Source organism: Pseudomonas quercus (assembly GCF_012033695.1).
Taxonomy (GTDB): Bacteria; Pseudomonadota; Gammaproteobacteria; order Pseudomonadales; family Pseudomonadaceae; genus Aquipseudomonas; species Aquipseudomonas quercus.
Window position 1 is genome coordinate 84,443 of the sequence record NZ_JAAVJI010000003.1, and the last position, 15,841, is coordinate 100,283.

Annotated in this window: 17 protein-coding genes; all 17 read left to right on the top strand. The window is 62.5% G+C overall.

Annotated features, from left to right (window positions below; genetic code table 11):
- Positions 1-5: 5 nt before the first annotated feature.
- Complete coding sequence (cbiE, locus tag HBH25_RS06760; RefSeq protein ID WP_168082805.1) at positions 6-1,217, top strand: precorrin-6y C5,15-methyltransferase (decarboxylating) subunit CbiE; 1,212 nt, start codon at positions 6-8, stop codon at positions 1,215-1,217.
- Entirely contained in the window at positions 1,210-2,310 is a 1,101-nt protein-coding gene (locus tag HBH25_RS06765; protein WP_168082807.1) for a cobalt-precorrin-5B (C(1))-methyltransferase, read from the top strand. The genes cbiE and HBH25_RS06765 overlap by 8 nt, the downstream gene beginning before the upstream one ends.
- Positions 2,310-3,032 carry a cobalt-precorrin-6A reductase gene (locus tag HBH25_RS06770; RefSeq protein WP_168082809.1) on the top strand — a complete coding sequence of 241 codons (723 nt, stop codon included), beginning with the start codon at positions 2,310-2,312 and terminating at the stop codon, positions 3,030-3,032. The genes HBH25_RS06765 and HBH25_RS06770 overlap by 1 nt, the downstream gene beginning before the upstream one ends.
- A 104-nt stretch (positions 3,033-3,136) precedes the next feature.
- A complete protein-coding gene (locus HBH25_RS06775; protein ID WP_168082811.1) occupies positions 3,137-3,415 on the top strand; it encodes a BrnT family toxin in 279 nt (92 codons plus the stop codon).
- On the top strand, positions 3,393-3,641 hold the full coding sequence (locus tag HBH25_RS06780) for a BrnA antitoxin family protein (protein ID WP_168082813.1): 249 nt from the start codon (positions 3,393-3,395) through the stop codon (positions 3,639-3,641). Before HBH25_RS06775 ends, HBH25_RS06780 begins: the two co-directional genes overlap by 23 nt.
- A 130-nt stretch (positions 3,642-3,771) precedes the next feature.
- On the top strand, positions 3,772-4,266 hold the full coding sequence (locus tag HBH25_RS06785) for a copper chaperone PCu(A)C (protein ID WP_420708442.1): 495 nt from the start codon (positions 3,772-3,774) through the stop codon (positions 4,264-4,266).
- Positions 4,266-4,667 carry a DUF2946 domain-containing protein gene (locus HBH25_RS06790; protein ID WP_168082815.1) on the top strand — a complete coding sequence of 134 codons (402 nt, stop codon included), beginning with the start codon at positions 4,266-4,268 and terminating at the stop codon, positions 4,665-4,667. The genes HBH25_RS06785 and HBH25_RS06790 overlap by 1 nt, the downstream gene beginning before the upstream one ends.
- An 84-nt stretch (positions 4,668-4,751) precedes the next feature.
- Positions 4,752-6,824: a TonB-dependent copper receptor gene (locus HBH25_RS06795; protein ID WP_168082817.1), complete on the top strand. Its 2,073-nt coding sequence runs from the start codon at positions 4,752-4,754 to the stop codon at positions 6,822-6,824.
- A gap of 8 nt (positions 6,825-6,832) precedes the next feature.
- Entirely contained in the window at positions 6,833-8,209 is a 1,377-nt protein-coding gene (locus HBH25_RS06800) for a PepSY-associated TM helix domain-containing protein (RefSeq protein WP_168082819.1), read from the top strand.
- A gap of 307 nt (positions 8,210-8,516) precedes the next feature.
- Positions 8,517-9,782, top strand: coding sequence for an urea ABC transporter substrate-binding protein (gene urtA, locus HBH25_RS06805; RefSeq protein WP_168082821.1), 1,266 nt, complete (start codon positions 8,517-8,519; stop codon positions 9,780-9,782).
- Between the two features lie 64 nt (positions 9,783-9,846).
- On the top strand, positions 9,847-11,409 hold the full coding sequence (gene urtB / locus HBH25_RS06810) for an urea ABC transporter permease subunit UrtB (RefSeq protein WP_168082823.1): 1,563 nt from the start codon (positions 9,847-9,849) through the stop codon (positions 11,407-11,409).
- Positions 11,409-12,488 (top strand): urea ABC transporter permease subunit UrtC, encoded by a 1,080-nt coding sequence (gene urtC / locus HBH25_RS06815; protein ID WP_168082825.1) that lies wholly within the window; start codon positions 11,409-11,411, stop codon positions 12,486-12,488. Before urtB ends, urtC begins: the two co-directional genes overlap by 1 nt.
- Positions 12,485-13,345, top strand: coding sequence for an urea ABC transporter ATP-binding protein UrtD (urtD, locus tag HBH25_RS06820; RefSeq protein WP_168082827.1), 861 nt, complete (start codon positions 12,485-12,487; stop codon positions 13,343-13,345). Before urtC ends, urtD begins: the two co-directional genes overlap by 4 nt.
- Positions 13,346-13,431: 86 nt before the next feature.
- Positions 13,432-14,130 carry an urea ABC transporter ATP-binding subunit UrtE gene (gene urtE, locus HBH25_RS06825; protein WP_168082829.1) on the top strand — a complete coding sequence of 233 codons (699 nt, stop codon included), beginning with the start codon at positions 13,432-13,434 and terminating at the stop codon, positions 14,128-14,130.
- Between the two features lie 4 nt (positions 14,131-14,134).
- The gene (locus HBH25_RS06830; protein ID WP_168082831.1) at positions 14,135-14,974 is read left to right on the top strand and encodes an urease accessory protein UreD; all 840 of its coding nucleotides are present in this window, start codon (positions 14,135-14,137) and stop codon (positions 14,972-14,974) included.
- Positions 14,975-14,994: 20 nt separating this feature from the next.
- Entirely contained in the window at positions 14,995-15,297 is a 303-nt protein-coding gene (gene ureA, locus HBH25_RS06835; protein ID WP_168082833.1) for an urease subunit gamma, read from the top strand.
- Between the two features lie 10 nt (positions 15,298-15,307).
- Positions 15,308-15,838: a GNAT family N-acetyltransferase gene (locus tag HBH25_RS06840; protein ID WP_168082835.1), complete on the top strand. Its 531-nt coding sequence runs from the start codon at positions 15,308-15,310 to the stop codon at positions 15,836-15,838.
- Positions 15,839-15,841 lie beyond the last annotated feature (3 nt).

Below are 15,841 nucleotides of genomic sequence, written 5' to 3' on the forward strand. Positions count from 1 at the left end.
GTTTCATGTTGCCTTGGCTGACCATTGTCGGGATCGGCGAAGATGGCTATCCAGGCCTTGGAAAACAGGCCCGGCGCGCCCTGCTGGAGGCCAGCCTGATCATCGGGGCACCCCGCCAGCTCAACCTGCTTGCGCCCTGCCTGCGGGCCGAGCGGCTGGCCTGGCCTTTGCCCTTTTCCCTGGCACCGGTGCTGGAGCGCCGTGGGCGCCCAACCTGTGTACTGGCCAGCGGCGACCCCATGTTCAACGGGGTAGGCGCCAGCCTGACACGTCAGTTGCCCGTTACCGAATGCCACGTGATCCCCTCACCTTCGTCGGTATCACTGGCCGCCGCGCGGTTGGGCTGGCCACTGGCCGATACCCAAGTGGCCTCCCTGGTCAACCGGCCTGTCTCCGTGCTCAACCGCTATTTGCACACGGGCGAACGGCTGCTGGTGCTCAGCCGCGATGGCGGCACGCCCGCCTTGGTTGCCAACCTGCTGTGTACCGCAGGGTTCCGCCACAGCCGGGTACATGTGCTGGAACACCTGGGTGGCCCCGAGGAAGCCTGCCATGCCGCCACAGCGCAAGCGTGGCAGGAAGCGACCTTCCGGGACCTCAACGTTGTGGGGGTGGAACTGCTCGCTGATGAAGGTATCGCTCCCCTGCCGTGTGTGCCCGGCCTCCCCGATTCGGCCTTCATGCATGACGGCCAGCTGACCAAGCGCGACGTACGGGCAGTTACCCTGGGGCGCCTGGCGCCACGCCCTGGGCAATTGCTCTGGGACGTAGGCGCTGGCTGCGGCTCCATCGGCATTGAATGGATGCGCGCCCATCCTGGCTGCAGGGCCATTGCCGTAGAAGCGGACACAGGCCGCCACAAGGTGATTGGCCATAATGCCGCTACCCTGGGTGTGCCCGACCTGCAGGTGGTCAACGGCCGTGCACCCCAGGCTCTGGAGGAGCTACCCTCACCAGATGCCATCTTCATTGGCGGTGGCGTAACCGTTGAAGGGGTACTGGCCACCTGCTGGGCCGCGCTCAAGTCCGGTGGCAGGTTGGTAGCCAATGCGGTCACGCTGGAAAGCGAAATGGCGCTGTTCAACTGGCAGGCTTTGCACGGTGGTGAGCTGGTGCGGATACAGGTGGCGCAGGCACAGCCATTGGGCAATTTCCAAACCTGGCGCCAGGCGCTGCCCATCACCCTGCTTGACCTGAAAAAGCCCGACCATGCGTAACGAAACCGCCGAGCATCCCGCGCCGCTGCGCAGTGGCTTGACCACCGGCACCTGCGCCACCGCCACCAGCCTGGCGGCCGCTACGCTCCTGTTGGAAGGCAGCGCCATGGATGCGGTGCAAGTCACGTTGCCAAAAGGGCGTGAAGTGACCTTGCGCCTGGAATTCTGCCGGGGCCTGCTACCAGGCGAGGCAGAGGCCGGCACACTCAAGGACGCAGGCGATGACCCGGACGTGACCCACGGTGCGCTTGTGCAGGCCCAGGTCAGGCTGACAGACGTGCCGGGCGTGCTGTTCAAGGCGGGCGAAGGCGTAGGCACTGTGACCCGCCCCGGCCTGGTGCTGGGGGTAGGCGAACCCGCCATCAACCCCGTGCCCCGCAAAATGATGACCGAACACCTGGGGCACCTGGCGGCTGTGCAGGGCTATCGAGGCGGGTTTGAAGTGACACTGGGGGTGCGTGACGGCGCAGCACTGGCCTTGAAAACCATGAACCCTCGGTTGGGCATCCTGGGTGGCTTGTCAATTCTGGGCACCAGCGGAATCGTACGGCCGTTTTCCTGCGCGGCCTATATCGCGTCCATTCATCAAGGCATCGATGTGGCCCATACCAACGGTTACGACCACATCGCTGCCTGCACCGGCAACGCCAGCGAGGACACTATCCGGCGGTTATATGGCATGCCAGACATCGCCCTGATCGAGATGGGCGATTTCGTGGGCGCTGTGCTCAAGCACCTGCGCAAAGTCCCTGTGACCCGCCTGAGCCTGTGTGGCGGCTTTGGCAAAATCAGCAAGCTGGCTGCCGGGCACATGGACCTGCACAGCCGGCATTCGTCCATCGACCTGCCACAACTGGCCCGGTGGGCCGCGGCGCTGGGCGCGCAGGAGGCCCTGCTGGCAGAGATTCATGGGGCCAACACCAGCCAGCAAGCGCTAGCCCTGGCCACAGCCGCGCAGGTGGCCTTGGGCGATGAAGTGTGCCGGCACGCCTTGGCCTTCGCCCGTAGCGTGGTGCCAGCGTCCGTGGACGTGGAAGTGATTGCCATCGACCGTCAGGGCGGCGTGGTCGGCCGGGCGGGAGGCCCTTGGTAATGCGGATACTGTTATTGGGTGGAGTCACTGAGAGCCTGCGCATCGCCCGCGAACTGGGGCCGGAGCATATCTATAGCCTGGCGGGCATCGGCCGCATTCCCACAGACCTTCGCTGCACAGTGAAAGTGGGCGGCTATGGCGGCGCCGAGGGGCTGGCCGACTACATTCGCGCCGAAGGCGTCACGCTGCTGGTGGACGCTACACACCCTTATGCGGCGCAGATGAGCCACAACGCTGTCCAGGCCGCAGGGCATGCCGGCATTCCTTGCTGGGCCTTGCGCCGCCCCGGCTGGCACCCCCAGCCCGGTGACGACTGGCGCAATGTGACAGGCTGGGCCTCGCTGAGCCAGGCTATCAGCGCGTTCGAGCGGCCCTTCTTCACCCTCGGCCGTGAACCCTTGGCCCACCTGAGCGATATTCCGGCCCATCAGTACTGGACACTGCGCTGCCTGGACGACCACCCCGGCAATGACCATTGCACCGTAATAGGTGCACGTGGCCCGTTCCAGCTTGAGCAGGAGCGCGCCCTCTTCGCCCAAGGGCGATTTGACGTGCTGATCAGCAAGAACAGCGGCAGCGGCGCCACCGAACCCAAGCTGCAGGTTGCCCGCGAACGCGGCATACCCGTGGTGATGCTGGCGCGGCCAGTGCTGCCAGCGGTTGATCGGGCATTCGAGCGGGTTGAGGAGATGATTGAGGCGTTACATGGCTTGATGTCATGAGCCGCGAGGGGCTGATGAATTCTTTGGTAAAGCTTTCCCGGCACTCTCCTAGGCTTGCCTAGATACACTATTGTGTATGTACAAAAGTAAATACGGATAGCCTCGTGCGTTTTGAGTGGGATGAAGCCAAAAATCAAATCAATATTCGCAAGCACGGGATTGATTTCAACGATATACCAGAGGTTTTCAATCACCCAATGCTGGCCATGCGCGACGACCGAGCGGACTATGGAGAGGAGCGGTGGATCAGCATTGGCTGGATCAAAATTTTGATTGGTGTAGTTGTGTATACAGAACGTAGTGGGGATGTCATACGTATCATCTCTGCGCGAAAAGCAACAAAACAGGAGGCTCAACGTTATGTCGAACGCATCGAAAACTGATTGGGAGCGCGTAACAAAGCTTGGTGATCATGAGATCGATATCAGCGATACTCCAGAACTCGGAGACGATTTTTTTCGGCGTGCTGAATTGCGTCTTCCAGTAAAGCGGGCGGTGACCATTCGGCTTGATGCTGATGTACTCGAATGGTTCAAAGGGCAAGGCACTGGCTACCAGACCAGGATCAATCAGTTACTGCGTCAATATATGCAAGCCCACCGAGGCTGATGGACGATCACCTGCACACAGGTTCCTCAGCACATCCCAAATTCACCCTCGGTAACACGCCAGCTTTTTACTTCCCAGGCGGCTTCTGGCTAAATACCGCCCAGTTTTCTTCCTGCCCTGGAATGCGCCTATGCCGTCTGTCTGCCGCTCGCTTACGTGGTGCTGCGTACTGGCCGTTGCCTTGTTGGGCAGCATGGCCAGTGCCAAGGATTACCACATCGGCAACCTGGACGTGATCGCCCCCTGGTCCCAGGCACTACCCCCCAACGCACCCACCGTGGCGGCCTACTTCACTGTTCGCAACACGGGTATGGGCGACGACCGGTTGCTGGGGCTCGACAGCCCTGTGGCAGCCGAAGCGCAACTGCATGAACACATCGGCGCCGACGGCATGATGAAAATGCAGCAGGTAGACGGCCTGATCATCCCCGCCGCAGGCCAGGTTCGCCTGGCCCCCATGGGTGGTCATGTGATGCTGCTGGGCCTGGCCGACCGAAGCCAGCTGGTCAGCGGCGCCAGCTTCCCGCTGGTGCTGCACTTTGAAAAGGCAGGTGACCTTGAAATACAGGTGCCCGTACTGGCCAACCCACCTGAGGGCAATGGCGTGCCCCTGCAAGGCGGCTGATGACCGTTCGCCCTGGTAGCCGAGCAGGTGCCTGGATCAGCCTCTTTGCAGTGCTGATGATGTTTATCGGCCCGCTGATCGCTCAGGCCATGCCCATGAACCACAGCGGCGGCCAGGCGATGCCCCAGCATGCTGGCATGGCCATGGATATGCCCGGCGAACATTGTCAGCCCCAGCCCAGCCACGGTAAGAACAATCAACTTCACCCTCTCTGGGAGCGCTGCGGTTACTGCAGTCTGTTCTTCCATTGCCCTGCACTGCCACAAACCTTGCAAGTCAGGGCTGACACTGCGCCGCCGGCCACCGCCCGCCTGCTGGTACAGGCCCGCCAAGGGCACGGTGTACAGCCTGTCTTTCCAGGCGCACGCACCCGCGCGCCCCCCTTCCCCCTGCACGCCTGACCTTTCCATCACGCGCCAGCCTGCCCGCCCCCTTTAAAGGGATCGCCACGGCGCGTGCCTGAACGCTCATTGTGTGGGAACCCCATGTCTGCCTTTTCATTAGCGTCACGCTCCGCCCCTCGCTCGGCCGCCCTGCTGATTGGCGCCCTTGTCAGCCCCACGGCCTTTGCTGCGGAAGAACCCAGAACCGGCCGCAAAGAGAGTGTCGAATTGCCCCCAACGGTGGTCACGGCAGTGGCCCCTGCCTCGCCACTAACGATTGTCGCCGACCCCAAAGCCCCTCGGCAGCCCTTGCCCGCCACGGATGGCGCCGATTACCTCAAGACCATTCCCGGCTTCAGCGCTATCCGCAACGGCGGCAGCAACGGGGACCCTGTACTGCGGGGCATGTTTGGCTCACGGCTGAATATCCTGGCCAACGGTGGGCAGATCATCGGCGCCTGCCCCGGCCGCATGGACGCACCCACTGCTTACATCTCCCCGCAAAGCTACGACCGCCTTGTGGTGATCAAAGGGCCGCAAACCGTGCAATGGGGGCCAGGTGCTTCTGCCGGGACCGTACGTTTCGAGCGGGACCCGGAAGCCTTCGCGACCCCAGGCGCGCGGCTCGACGCCAGTGTGCTGGCTGGCTCCAATGGGCGTTTCGAACGCCGTGTGGATACGGCAGCAGGTACGCGCGAAGGCTATGCCCGCTTCATCGCCAACGACGCCCAGGCCGATGACTACCAAGCGGGCAATGGCGATACCGTGCCATCACGCTGGCGCAAGTGGAACGGGGATATGGCCTTGGGCTGGACACCCGACCCGGACACCCTGGTAGAACTGTCTGCAGGCCACGGTGATGGTGAAGCGCGCTATGCCGGCCGCGGCATGGACGGAGCCAGCTTCAAGCGAGAAAGCCTGGGCTTGCGCCTTGAGCGACATGGGCTGGGCGATGTCTTCGAAGGCCTGGAGGCGCAGTTCTATTACAACTATGCCGACCATGTGATGGACAATTACAGCCTGCGTACGCCGCCTACCAGCGGCATGATGCCCGGCCCCCGCGCCAGCAACGTGGACCGTCGTACCCTGGGCGGCCGGATCAAGGGCACCTGGGCGTGGCAAACCCTGGACCTGGTGGCCGGGTTGGACGGGCAGACCAGTGAGCATCGCAAGCGCGCAGCCCCCGGCGAAGGCGCCTACAAAGCCATCCCCCGCGAAAGGGATGCGGTGATGAACACCTTCGGTACGTTCGCCGAGCTGACCTGGGCAGTGACAGACCAGAGCCGGTGGCTAGGCGGTGCACGGCTGGACCATGCCACGGCCCGCGACTACCGCGCCACGCTTGGCTCAGGCATGGCTAGGCGCACTAACCCTACCGCAGGCCACGAGCGTAATGAAACGCTACCTAGCGGGTTCATCCGCTTCGAGCATGACCTCCAACAGGTACCGCTTACGGCCTATGCAGGCCTTGGCCATGCCCAGCGCTTTCCGGATTACTGGGAGTTGTACTCACCCGCCCAGGGGCCGGCAGGCAGCGCCAATGCCTTTACGGGCATACGCCCGGAAAAAACCACCCAGCTCGATACCGGCCTGCATTACAGGGCCGAGCATGTGGAAGCCTGGGTGTCGGCCTATGCCGGGCAGGTGAAGGACTACATTCTGTTCGACTACAACGGTGGGCAGTCCACCGCGCGCAATATCAGTGCGCACATTGCTGGCGGCGAGCTGGGTGGGGCCTGGCATTTCAACGAACACTGGAAGGCCGACGCTACCCTGGCCTATGCCTGGGGGAAGAATCGCAGCGACGGCACTGCCCTGGCGCAAATGCCACCCTTGGATACACGCCTGGGCCTTAGCTACCAGCAGAACCAATGGCGTGCAGGCGCCTTGTGGCGGCTGGTGAGCGCTCAGCACCGGACCGATCCCGGCAGGGGCAATGTGGTCGGCAAGGATTACCGCAGCACGCCAGGCTTTGGGGTGTTTTCCTTGAATGGCGCAGTTCGCCTAAGCCCTCACCTCAAGGTCAGTGCAGGGGTAGATAACCTATTTGCTAAAACCTATGCCGAACACCTCAACCTGGCCGGCAATGCCGGCTTCGGCTACCCAGGCGACGCCCTGAGCGCCATCGACGAGCCAGGGCGCACGCTCTGGACGCAACTTGACCTTAGTTTCTAGGACGGACGATGCGCACTTCATTTTATAACCTGGCATGGCGTTGGCACTTCTATGCAGGCCTGCTGGTCGCCCCGGTCATGATCCTGCTTGCGGTGACGGGTATCGTCTATCTGTTCAAACCGCAGCTGGACCCGCTCATGTACCCCGAGCTACTACACGTCGAGGCCATGGGCCAGAGGCTGCCGGCTGATACCTTGCTGGCACGCGTGCGAGAGACCTACCCCGATGCGCAGGTGAACCAGTACCTGCCCCCGGCAAGCGCTACCGCCAGTGCCCAGTTCGTGGTGCAGGCGGGCGGTAATGCCCTCAACCTGTTTATGAACCCTTACACCGGGCAAGTGTTGGGTACCCAGCATGGCCTGTACAACCTCCAGGCCATCGCCCGCGCACTTCATGGCGAACTGATGATCGGCAAGGTCGGCGATGCCGTTGTAGAACTGGCCGCCGGCTGGGGGATTGTGCTGGTAGTGTCAGGCCTGTACCTGTGGTGGCCGCGTGGCAAGGGCGCGGCCGGGGTGTTCTGGCCACGCTTGCGCAGCCGCGGCCGAGTATTCTGGCGTGACCTGCATGCCGTAGTGGGCTTCTGGGGTTCAGTAGGGTTGTTGTTCATGCTGCTCACCGGCATGACCTGGACCGGGATCTGGGGCAAACAGTACGCCGAACTGTGGAATCGCTTTCCGACGGGCATGTTCAGTGAAATTCCCCTGTCGGATGTGAGCGCTCGCACCCTTAACAACGCTGCCCGGCAAACCCTGCCCTGGGCCATGGAAAACACCCCCATGCCCATGAGTGGCGGTGATCATGCCGAACACATGGGCCACGGGAGTGCGAACAGCGGGCCTGCAGCCCCCCAGGCCAGCTTGCAGGCCGTGGTGGAAACCGCTGAGCGCGCTGGTGTGCACCCGGGCTACAGCATCACACTGCCCAAGACAGGCACCGGCGTGTACACCGTAGCAGTGTTCGCCGACGACCCCCGCAACGACGCCACCCTCCACATCGACCAGTACACTGGCAAAGTGCTGGTTGACGTGCGTTACGCCCAGTACGGGCTGCTGGCACGGGCCACCGAGCTGTCGGTGATGCTGCACGAGGGCAAGATGTTCGGCCTGGCCAACCAGTTGATCGTGCTGGTGGTGTGCCTGATGGTGCTACTAGGGTCGATCAGCGGCCTGGTCATCTGGTGGAAGCGCCGCCCGGCCAAGGGCCTGGGCGTACCGCCGCTGCGTCACGGCCTGCCCCTGTGGAAAACTGCCGTGGCCGTGATGGTATGTATTGGCGTGGCCTTCCCACTGGTAGGGGCGTCGCTGGTGGCAGTCGCGGTGCTCGAATATGGCGTGTTGAGGTGGGTGCGCAGGCCGAAGGTAGCTGAGCGCTTGCAAAAATAGTTGTTGTATCCATTCGCCCGCTTCGCAGGCTCCTACATAACCAGCGCCAGTCGCGGCTTTTGTAGGAGTTGGCGAAGCCGACGAGGCGTTTCAACTCAAGTGCTGCTGCGCAGCAAGCACCACAACAGCGCACAACCTCGCACCACCTCCCGTCCCAAGCCCCTCCATGGCGCACTTCTCCCCCTGACCGCCCCGTCAACTTCAGCACGCCCAAGCCGTTGCGCGCTTCGGCACACCCCTTGCACTGGTCCGTTCAGGAGCATGCCGTCTGCCCACACCAGAAAAATCACAGCACTGGAGATTGCACATGAAGCGCCGCAGTTTGCTAAAGGCTTTTACCCTCTCGGCTTCGATCGCTGCCATGGGGATGACCTGGACCGTCCAGGCCGCGGAAACCATCAAGGTCGGCATTCTGCATTCGCTCTCGGGCACCATGGCGATTTCCGAGACCTCGCTCAAGGACATGGCCTTGATGACCATCGACGAGATCAACAAGGCGGGCGGCGTCAACGGCAAGCAGCTTGAACCCGTGGTCGTAGACCCGGCGTCCAACTGGCCGCTGTTCGCGGAAAAAGGCCGGCAATTGCTGACCCAGGACAAGGTCGCCGTGGTGTTCGGCTGCTGGACCTCCGTATCGCGCAAATCCGTATTGCCTGTGTTTGAAGAACTCAACGGCTTGCTGTTCTACCCCGTGCAGTACGAAGGCGAGGAAATGAGCCCGAACGTGTTCTACACCGGCGCGGCGCCCAACCAGCAGGCCATCCCGGCAGTGGAATACCTGATGAGCGAAGACGGGGGCGGCGCCAAGCGCTTCTTCCTGCTGGGCACTGACTATGTATATCCGCGCACCACCAACAAGATCCTGCGGGCCTTCCTGCACTCCAAAGGGGTGGCGGACAAAGACATTGAAGAGGTGTACACCCCGTTCGGCCACAGCGACTACCAGACCATTGTGGCCAACATCAAGAAGTTCTCTGCCGGGGGTAAAACGGCGGTTATCTCCACCGTCAACGGCGACTCCAATGTGCCGTTCTACAAAGAGCTGGCCAATCAGGGACTGGAAGCCACCGACGTTCCGGTAGTGGCCTTCTCTGTGGGCGAAGAAGAACTGCGCGGGATCGACACCAAACCCCTGGTGGGCAACCTGGCGGCCTGGAACTACTTCGAGTCAGTCGAGAACCCCGAGAACAAGAAATTCGTAGCCGCCTGGAAAGCCTACGCCAAGGCGCACAACCTGCCTAATGCCGACACAGTGGTCACCAACGACCCGATGGAAGCCACCTATGTGGGTATCCACATGTGGGCGCAGGCTGCGGAAAAAGCCAAGTCCACGGACGTGGACAAGGTGCGCGAGGCCATGGCTGGCCAAACGTTCAAGGCCCCCTCCGGTTTCACCCTGACCATGGACAAGACCAACCACCACCTGCACAAGCCCGTGATGATCGGCGAGATCGAAGACAACGGCCAGTTCAACGTAGTGTGGCAGACCAAGGAGCCCATCCGCGCCCAGCCTTGGAGCCCGTTCATTCCTGGCAACGACCAAAAGCCTGACCACCCCGTGAAGAGCAACTGATCCACTGCCTTCATTCCCCGGCCCTGCCTTCGGGCAGGCGCCGCCCAGGCGCCAGGTAACCTTGATGCGTATAGACCGTTTGCTGTTGCTGCTCTCGTTGTTGCTGCCCATGGTTGCCCATGCCAGCGATGCGGGCGATTTCGTGTCTGCGGATGCCGCAGGCCAGGTGAAACTGCTGGAAAGCTGGGCCGCACAGCCCGTGCCTGAGCGACTGCCGTTGCTACAGGCGCTGCAGGAAGGCCGGTTGGCCGCCGACAGCGAAAAGCATGCGTTTATCGACACCAACGGCACAATGGTAGGTGTCGACACCCCCGCCTCGGCTGACGAACCGCGAAAGCTGCGGCTGAACAACCGCTTACGAGGTCTGACCAACAACGCCCTGGCCAGCCATCAGTTGCTGTCCAATGACGACGACTTGCGCCTGACGGCGGCCCAGCAGCTCCAGCGCAGCGCCCTGCCCGCGCAGATACCGTTGCTGGAACGCCAACTGCAGGCAGAACAGGCTAGCGGCGTAAAAACGGCCCTTGGCCTGGCACTGGCCAACCTGCAACTGACAGACCCTTCGGCAGACGTTCGCCTGCGTGCCGCCCGCCTGTTGGGGGATACGGGTGACCCGGTGGCCCGCACCCGCCTCCAAGGGCTGCTTGAGCCCGGCTCCGAGCCAGACGCCGCCGTGCGCACCGCCGCCCAGACCAGCCTGGTACAGGTAAACCGCCAACTGCTGATCGGCGAACTCCTGGGCCAGGCCTTCAGTGGCCTGTCGCTGGGGTCGATCCTGTTGCTGGCGGCCCTTGGGCTGGCCATCACCTTCGGCTTGCTCGGCGTGATCAACATGGCCCACGGCGAAATGCTGATGCTAGGCGCCTACACCACTTACGCCGTGCAAATGCTGTTTCAAACCTATGCCCCCGGTGCGCTGGCCTGGTACCCACTGGTTGCCCTGCCCGTGGCCTTTTTTGTGACCGCTGTGATCGGCATGGCCTTGGAACGCACAGTGATTCGCCACCTGTACGGCCGCCCCCTTGAGACCTTGCTGGCTACCTGGGGCATCAGCCTGATCCTGATCCAGCTGATCCGGGTGACCTTTGGCGCGCAGAACGTGGAAGTGGCCAACCCCGCCTGGCTGTCGGGCGGCCTTCAAGTGCTGCCTAACCTGGTGCTGCCTTACAACCGCCTAGTGATTATTGCCTTCTCCCTGTTCGTGGTAGGCCTCACCTGGCTGCTGCTGAACAAGAAGCGGCTGGGCCTGAACGTGCGTGCCGTGACCCAGAACCGCAACATGGCCGCTTGCTGTGGCGTACCTACCGGGCGTGTGGACATGCTGGCGTTTGGCCTGGGCTCGGGCATTGCAGGGCTGGGCGGGGTTGCCTTGAGCCAGGTTGGCAACGTCGGCCCGGACCTGGGCCAGAGCTACATCATCGATTCCTTCCTGGTGGTGGTGCTGGGTGGCGTGGGCCAGCTGGCAGGCAGCATTTGCGCAGCGTTCGGCCTGGGTATCGCCAACAAGTTTCTTGAGCCACAGATCGGCGCTGTGCTGGGCAAGATCCTGATCCTGGCGCTGATCATTCTGTTTATCCAGAAACGCCCGCAAGGGCTGTTCGCACTCAAAGGGCGGGTGATCGACTGATGAATCAACCCCTGATGGTTTCTGCCGTACAAAAGACCGGCCCCCGTTTTTCCCTGGCGGTTGGCGCTGTGGTGATGGTGGTATTGCTGGCCCTGCCATTGCTGTCTCTGCTGCCTGAAAACAACAGCCTGCAGGTATCGGCCTACACCCTCACCTTGGTGGGCAAGATCCTCTGCTACGCCATCGTGGCGCTGGCCCTGGACCTGGTATGGGGCTATGCCGGGCTGCTGTCCTTGGGGCACGGGCTGTTCTTCGCCCTGGGTGGCTACGCCATGGGCATGTACCTGATGCGAGAAGCCGCCGGTGACGGCCTGCCCGCCTTCATGACCTTTCTGTCCTGGACCGAGTTGCCCTGGTACTGGGCCGGCACGCAACACTTCCTCTGGGCCCTGTGCCTGGTGGTGCTGGCGCCCGGACTGCTGGCACTGGTGTTTGGCTTCTTCGCCTTCCGCTCGCGGATCAAGGGCGTGTACTTCTCCATCATGACCCAAGCCCTCACCTTCGCCGGCATGCTGCTGTTCTTCCGCAACGAAACCGGCTTTGGAGGCAACAACGGCTTCACCAACTTCCGCACGCTGCTAGGGTTTTCGGTCACCGCCCAAGGCACTCGAGCGGTGCTGTTCCTGTTGACCGTGGCCCTGCTGCTGGCCAGCCTGTTCCTGGGCTGGCGGCTGGCCCGCAGCAAGTTCGGGCGCATTCTTACAGCGCTGCGCGATGCGGAAAACCGTCTGATGTTCTGCGGCTACGACCCGCGTGGCTTCAAGCTGTTCGTGTGGGTATTGAGCGCCGTACTGTGCGGCCTGGCAGGCGCGCTGTACGTGCCACAGGTGGGCATCATCAACCCCAGCGAAATGTCGCCTACCAACTCTATCGAAGCAGCGGTGTGGGTGGCGCTGGGCGGGCGCGGTACGCTAATCGGCCCTTTGTTAGGGGCCGGCGTGGTGAATGGCATGAAAAGCTGGTTTACCGTGGCTTTCCCGGAGTACTGGCTGTTCTTCCTGGGCGCGCTGTTCATTGTCGTGACGCTCTACCTACCTAAGGGCGTGATCGGCCTGCTGAACAAACGAGGTGAGCCATGAGAATCACCCCTACTCCCCAGTTCATGCTCGAACCCGCCCTGGACCCTAACCAGGATGCGGGCACCAGCCGCGAGGCCATTGGGCTCGGCGGCGTCAGCCAGGGCGGCCTGGACACACGGCACGGCACCATCCTTACCTTGGAAGACATCAGCGTGAGCTTCGATGGCTTCAAGGCATTGAACAACCTCAACCTGTATATCGGGGTAGGCGAACTGCGCTGCATCATTGGGCCCAACGGGGCCGGCAAAACCACGTTGATGGACGTGATTACCGGCAAAACCCGGCCCACAGCCGGCAAGGCCTGGTTTGGTGAAACCCTGGACCTGACCCAGATGAGCGAAGTGCAGATCGCCCAGGCCGGTATTGGCCGCAAATTCCAGAAACCCACGGTATTCGAAGCACTGACCGTGTTCGAAAACCTGGAGCTGGCACAGAAGGCGGACAAGTCCGTATGGGCCAGCCTGCGTGCCAAGCTCACGGGCGAGCAGCGTGACCATATCGACGACACCCTGGGCACTATCCGCCTGACGGCCTCGGCCACGCGCCCGGCCGGCCTGCTGTCGCACGGGCAGAAGCAGTTTCTGGAAATCGGCATGTTGCTGATGCAGGATCCCCAGCTACTGTTGCTGGACGAACCCGTTGCCGGCATGACCGATGCGGAAACCGAATTCACCGCCGAACTGTTCAAGACCCTGGCGGGCCAGCGCTCGCTGATGGTGGTAGAGCACGACATGGGCTTTGTGGGCTCGATCGCCGACCATGTGACGGTACTGCACCAGGGCAGCGTATTGGCGGAGGGCTCGCTTGAAAGCGTACAAGCCCATGAGCGTGTCATTGAGGTGTATCTAGGCCGTTGATTTTCCTCTGTAGGCGCGTGCGTAGCGCGCGAATACGTTCGCGCGCTACGCACGCGCCTACAGAGGGCAAGCACAAGGAAATACCCATGCTTCAAGTCGAAACGCTTCATCAGTACTACGGCGGCAGCCATATCCTGCGCGGCCTGTCCTTCGAAGCGAAGGTGGGTGAAGTGACGTGCCTGCTGGGCCGCAATGGCGTGGGTAAAACCACACTGTTGCGCTGCCTCATGGGCCTGCTGCCTGCCAAGGAAGGGCAGGTACGCTGGGAAGGCAAGCCTATCATCAGCCTCAAGCCGCACCAGCGGGTGCAAGCCGGCATTGCCTATGTGCCACAAGGCCGGGAAATTTTCCCGCGCCTTACCGTTGAAGAAAACCTGCTGATGGGCCTGTCTCGCTTTCCCGCGCGCGAGGCCCGGGAAGTGCCTGGCTTTATCTACGAATTGTTCCCAGTGCTGCTGGAGATGAAGCACCGCCGTGGTGGCGACCTGTCGGGTGGCCAGCAACAGCAGCTGGCTATTGGCCGCGCCCTGGCCAGCCGGCCGAGGCTGCTGATCCTTGACGAGCCCACCGAGGGCATTCAGCCGTCGGTGATCAAGGAGATCGGTGCGGTCATCCGAACACTCGCGGCACAAGGCGACATGGCCATAGTGCTGGTGGAGCAATTCTATGATTTCGCGGCCGAGCTGGCCGACCATTACATGGTGATGGCCCGTGGCGAAATCATTCGCCAAGGGCGCGGGGCCGACATGGAAGCTGAAGGTGTTCGCGGCCTGGTAACCATCTGACGTTATGAACCTGCCCATGAACCCTGCGGCCTTCGTGCCCCACTGGAACGCCGAACTGGACCTGGCCTACGCCCGTGTCGACGGCACCACCCGCCCGGTACGCCGACGTCATATCGGCCCGCTGAGGGTGCAAAAGCACCTGTACCCGGAAGGGCCCGAGGTGTGCCAGCACATCATTATTCACCCGCCAGCCGGCATTGCCGGGGGTGATCGCCTGGCTGTGGCGGCTCACGCGGGCGAAAACGCTTGGGCTCAGCTGACCAGCCCCGGCGCAGCCAAATGGTACCGGGCAGACAGCCCTGCTACACAGCACCTGAACCTGCAGGTTGGCGCAGGCGCTACGTTGGAGTGGCTGCCCCAGGAAACCCTCGTGTTCAGCGGCGCCCAGGCTCGGCTGGACACCCGTATTACCCTCGAAGCCGACGCTCGCCTGTGCTACTGGGACGTGGTTGCCTTGGGTCGACCGGCCAGTGGCGAGGCCTTCACGTGCGGCTATTTTCAAGCCGCCCTGGACATCTTCCGCGATGGCAAACTGATCTGGCATGAGCGCCAGCGGCTCACCGGCAACGATCGCTTGCTAACATCACCCATTGGCTTGCGTGGCCAGCCCGTGTTCGCCACCTTGATCATTACGGGCCTGGCCAGCGATGACCTGATGCAAGCCTGCCGCGAACTGCCCTGCCAAGGCCAGGGTGACCTGACGCAGTTGCCTGGTTTGGTGATTGCCCGCTGCCTGGCCAGTGAAGCCCTGCATGCACGGGACTGGCTGATCCGCCTATGGCGGCTGTTGCGCCCCCATTTACTAGGCCGAGAAGCGCTGGCACCGCGCATCTGGGCCACTTGAACACAGGTTGACGGAAGCTTATGGACCTTACCCCTCGCGAGAAAGACAAGCTGTTGATCTTCACTGCCGGCCTCGTCGCCGAGCGGCGCCTGGCCCGCGGCGTAAAGCTCAATTACCCCGAAGCCATGGCGTATATTTCCGCCGCGCTGCTAGAGGGTGCCCGGGACGGGCAAACCGTGGCCGAACTGATGCACTTTGGCACCACCCTGCTCACCCGCGAGCAGGTCATGGAAGGCATCGCCGAAATGATTCCGGAAATTCAGGTGGAAGCCACCTTCCCCGACGGCACCAAGCTGGTCACCGTACACCAGCCCATTGTGTGAGAAGGCACCCATGAACATCGAGATTCGCGACGCTGTGCCGGCCGACCTGCCAGGCATTCTAAGCATCTACAACGACGCCGTGGCCAACACCACCGCCATCTGGAACGACAGCCTGGTAGACCTGGCAAACCGGCAAGCCTGGTTCGACCTGCGCCAGCAACAGGGCTACCCGATCCTGGTGGCGGTGGATGCCAGCAGCCAGGTACTAGGGTATGCCTCCTTCGGCGACTGGCGCCCCTTCGATGGCTTCCGCCACAGCGTTGAAAACTCCGTGTACGTCAAGGATGGGCAGCGTGGCCTAGGGTTAGGTGCCAGGCTGCTTGAGCACCTGGTGGGCCGCGCCCGTGGCTGCAACAAGCACGTGGTGGTCGCCGCCATCGAAAGCGGCAATACCTCTTCCATTCGGTTGCATGAAAGGCACGGGTTCGTCATCACCGGGCAGATGCCCCAGGTGGGCGTGAAATTCGGCCGCTGGCTGGACCTGACGTTCATGCAACTGACCCTTGACCAGAACGCTGCCCCGCCCTCTCCTTTGGAGTGAACC

Excerpts from the sequence above, each read along its gene's own strand:
- cbiE (WP_168082805.1), top strand. The coding sequence starts at position 6 with ATGTTGCCTTGGCTGACCATTGTCGGGATCGGCGAAGATGGCTATCCA.
- HBH25_RS06765 (WP_168082807.1), top strand. The coding sequence starts at position 1,210 with ATGCGTAACGAAACCGCCGAGCATCCCGCGCCGCTGCGCAGTGGCTTG.
- HBH25_RS06770 (WP_168082809.1), top strand. The coding sequence starts at position 2,310 with ATGCGGATACTGTTATTGGGTGGAGTCACTGAGAGCCTGCGCATCGCC.
- HBH25_RS06780 (WP_168082813.1), top strand. The coding sequence starts at position 3,393 with ATGTCGAACGCATCGAAAACTGATTGGGAGCGCGTAACAAAGCTTGGT.
- HBH25_RS06785 (WP_420708442.1), top strand. The coding sequence starts at position 3,772 with ATGCCGTCTGTCTGCCGCTCGCTTACGTGGTGCTGCGTACTGGCCGTT.
- HBH25_RS06790 (WP_168082815.1), top strand. The coding sequence starts at position 4,266 with ATGACCGTTCGCCCTGGTAGCCGAGCAGGTGCCTGGATCAGCCTCTTT.
- HBH25_RS06795 (WP_168082817.1), top strand. The coding sequence starts at position 4,752 with ATGTCTGCCTTTTCATTAGCGTCACGCTCCGCCCCTCGCTCGGCCGCC.
- HBH25_RS06800 (WP_168082819.1), top strand. The coding sequence starts at position 6,833 with ATGCGCACTTCATTTTATAACCTGGCATGGCGTTGGCACTTCTATGCA.
- urtA (WP_168082821.1), top strand. The coding sequence starts at position 8,517 with ATGAAGCGCCGCAGTTTGCTAAAGGCTTTTACCCTCTCGGCTTCGATC.
- urtB (WP_168082823.1), top strand. The coding sequence starts at position 9,847 with ATGCGTATAGACCGTTTGCTGTTGCTGCTCTCGTTGTTGCTGCCCATG.
- urtC (WP_168082825.1), top strand. The coding sequence starts at position 11,409 with ATGAATCAACCCCTGATGGTTTCTGCCGTACAAAAGACCGGCCCCCGT.
- urtD (WP_168082827.1), top strand. The coding sequence starts at position 12,485 with ATGAGAATCACCCCTACTCCCCAGTTCATGCTCGAACCCGCCCTGGAC.
- urtE (WP_168082829.1), top strand. The coding sequence starts at position 13,432 with ATGCTTCAAGTCGAAACGCTTCATCAGTACTACGGCGGCAGCCATATC.
- HBH25_RS06830 (WP_168082831.1), top strand. The coding sequence starts at position 14,135 with ATGAACCTGCCCATGAACCCTGCGGCCTTCGTGCCCCACTGGAACGCC.
- ureA (WP_168082833.1), top strand. The coding sequence starts at position 14,995 with ATGGACCTTACCCCTCGCGAGAAAGACAAGCTGTTGATCTTCACTGCC.
- HBH25_RS06840 (WP_168082835.1), top strand. The coding sequence starts at position 15,308 with ATGAACATCGAGATTCGCGACGCTGTGCCGGCCGACCTGCCAGGCATT.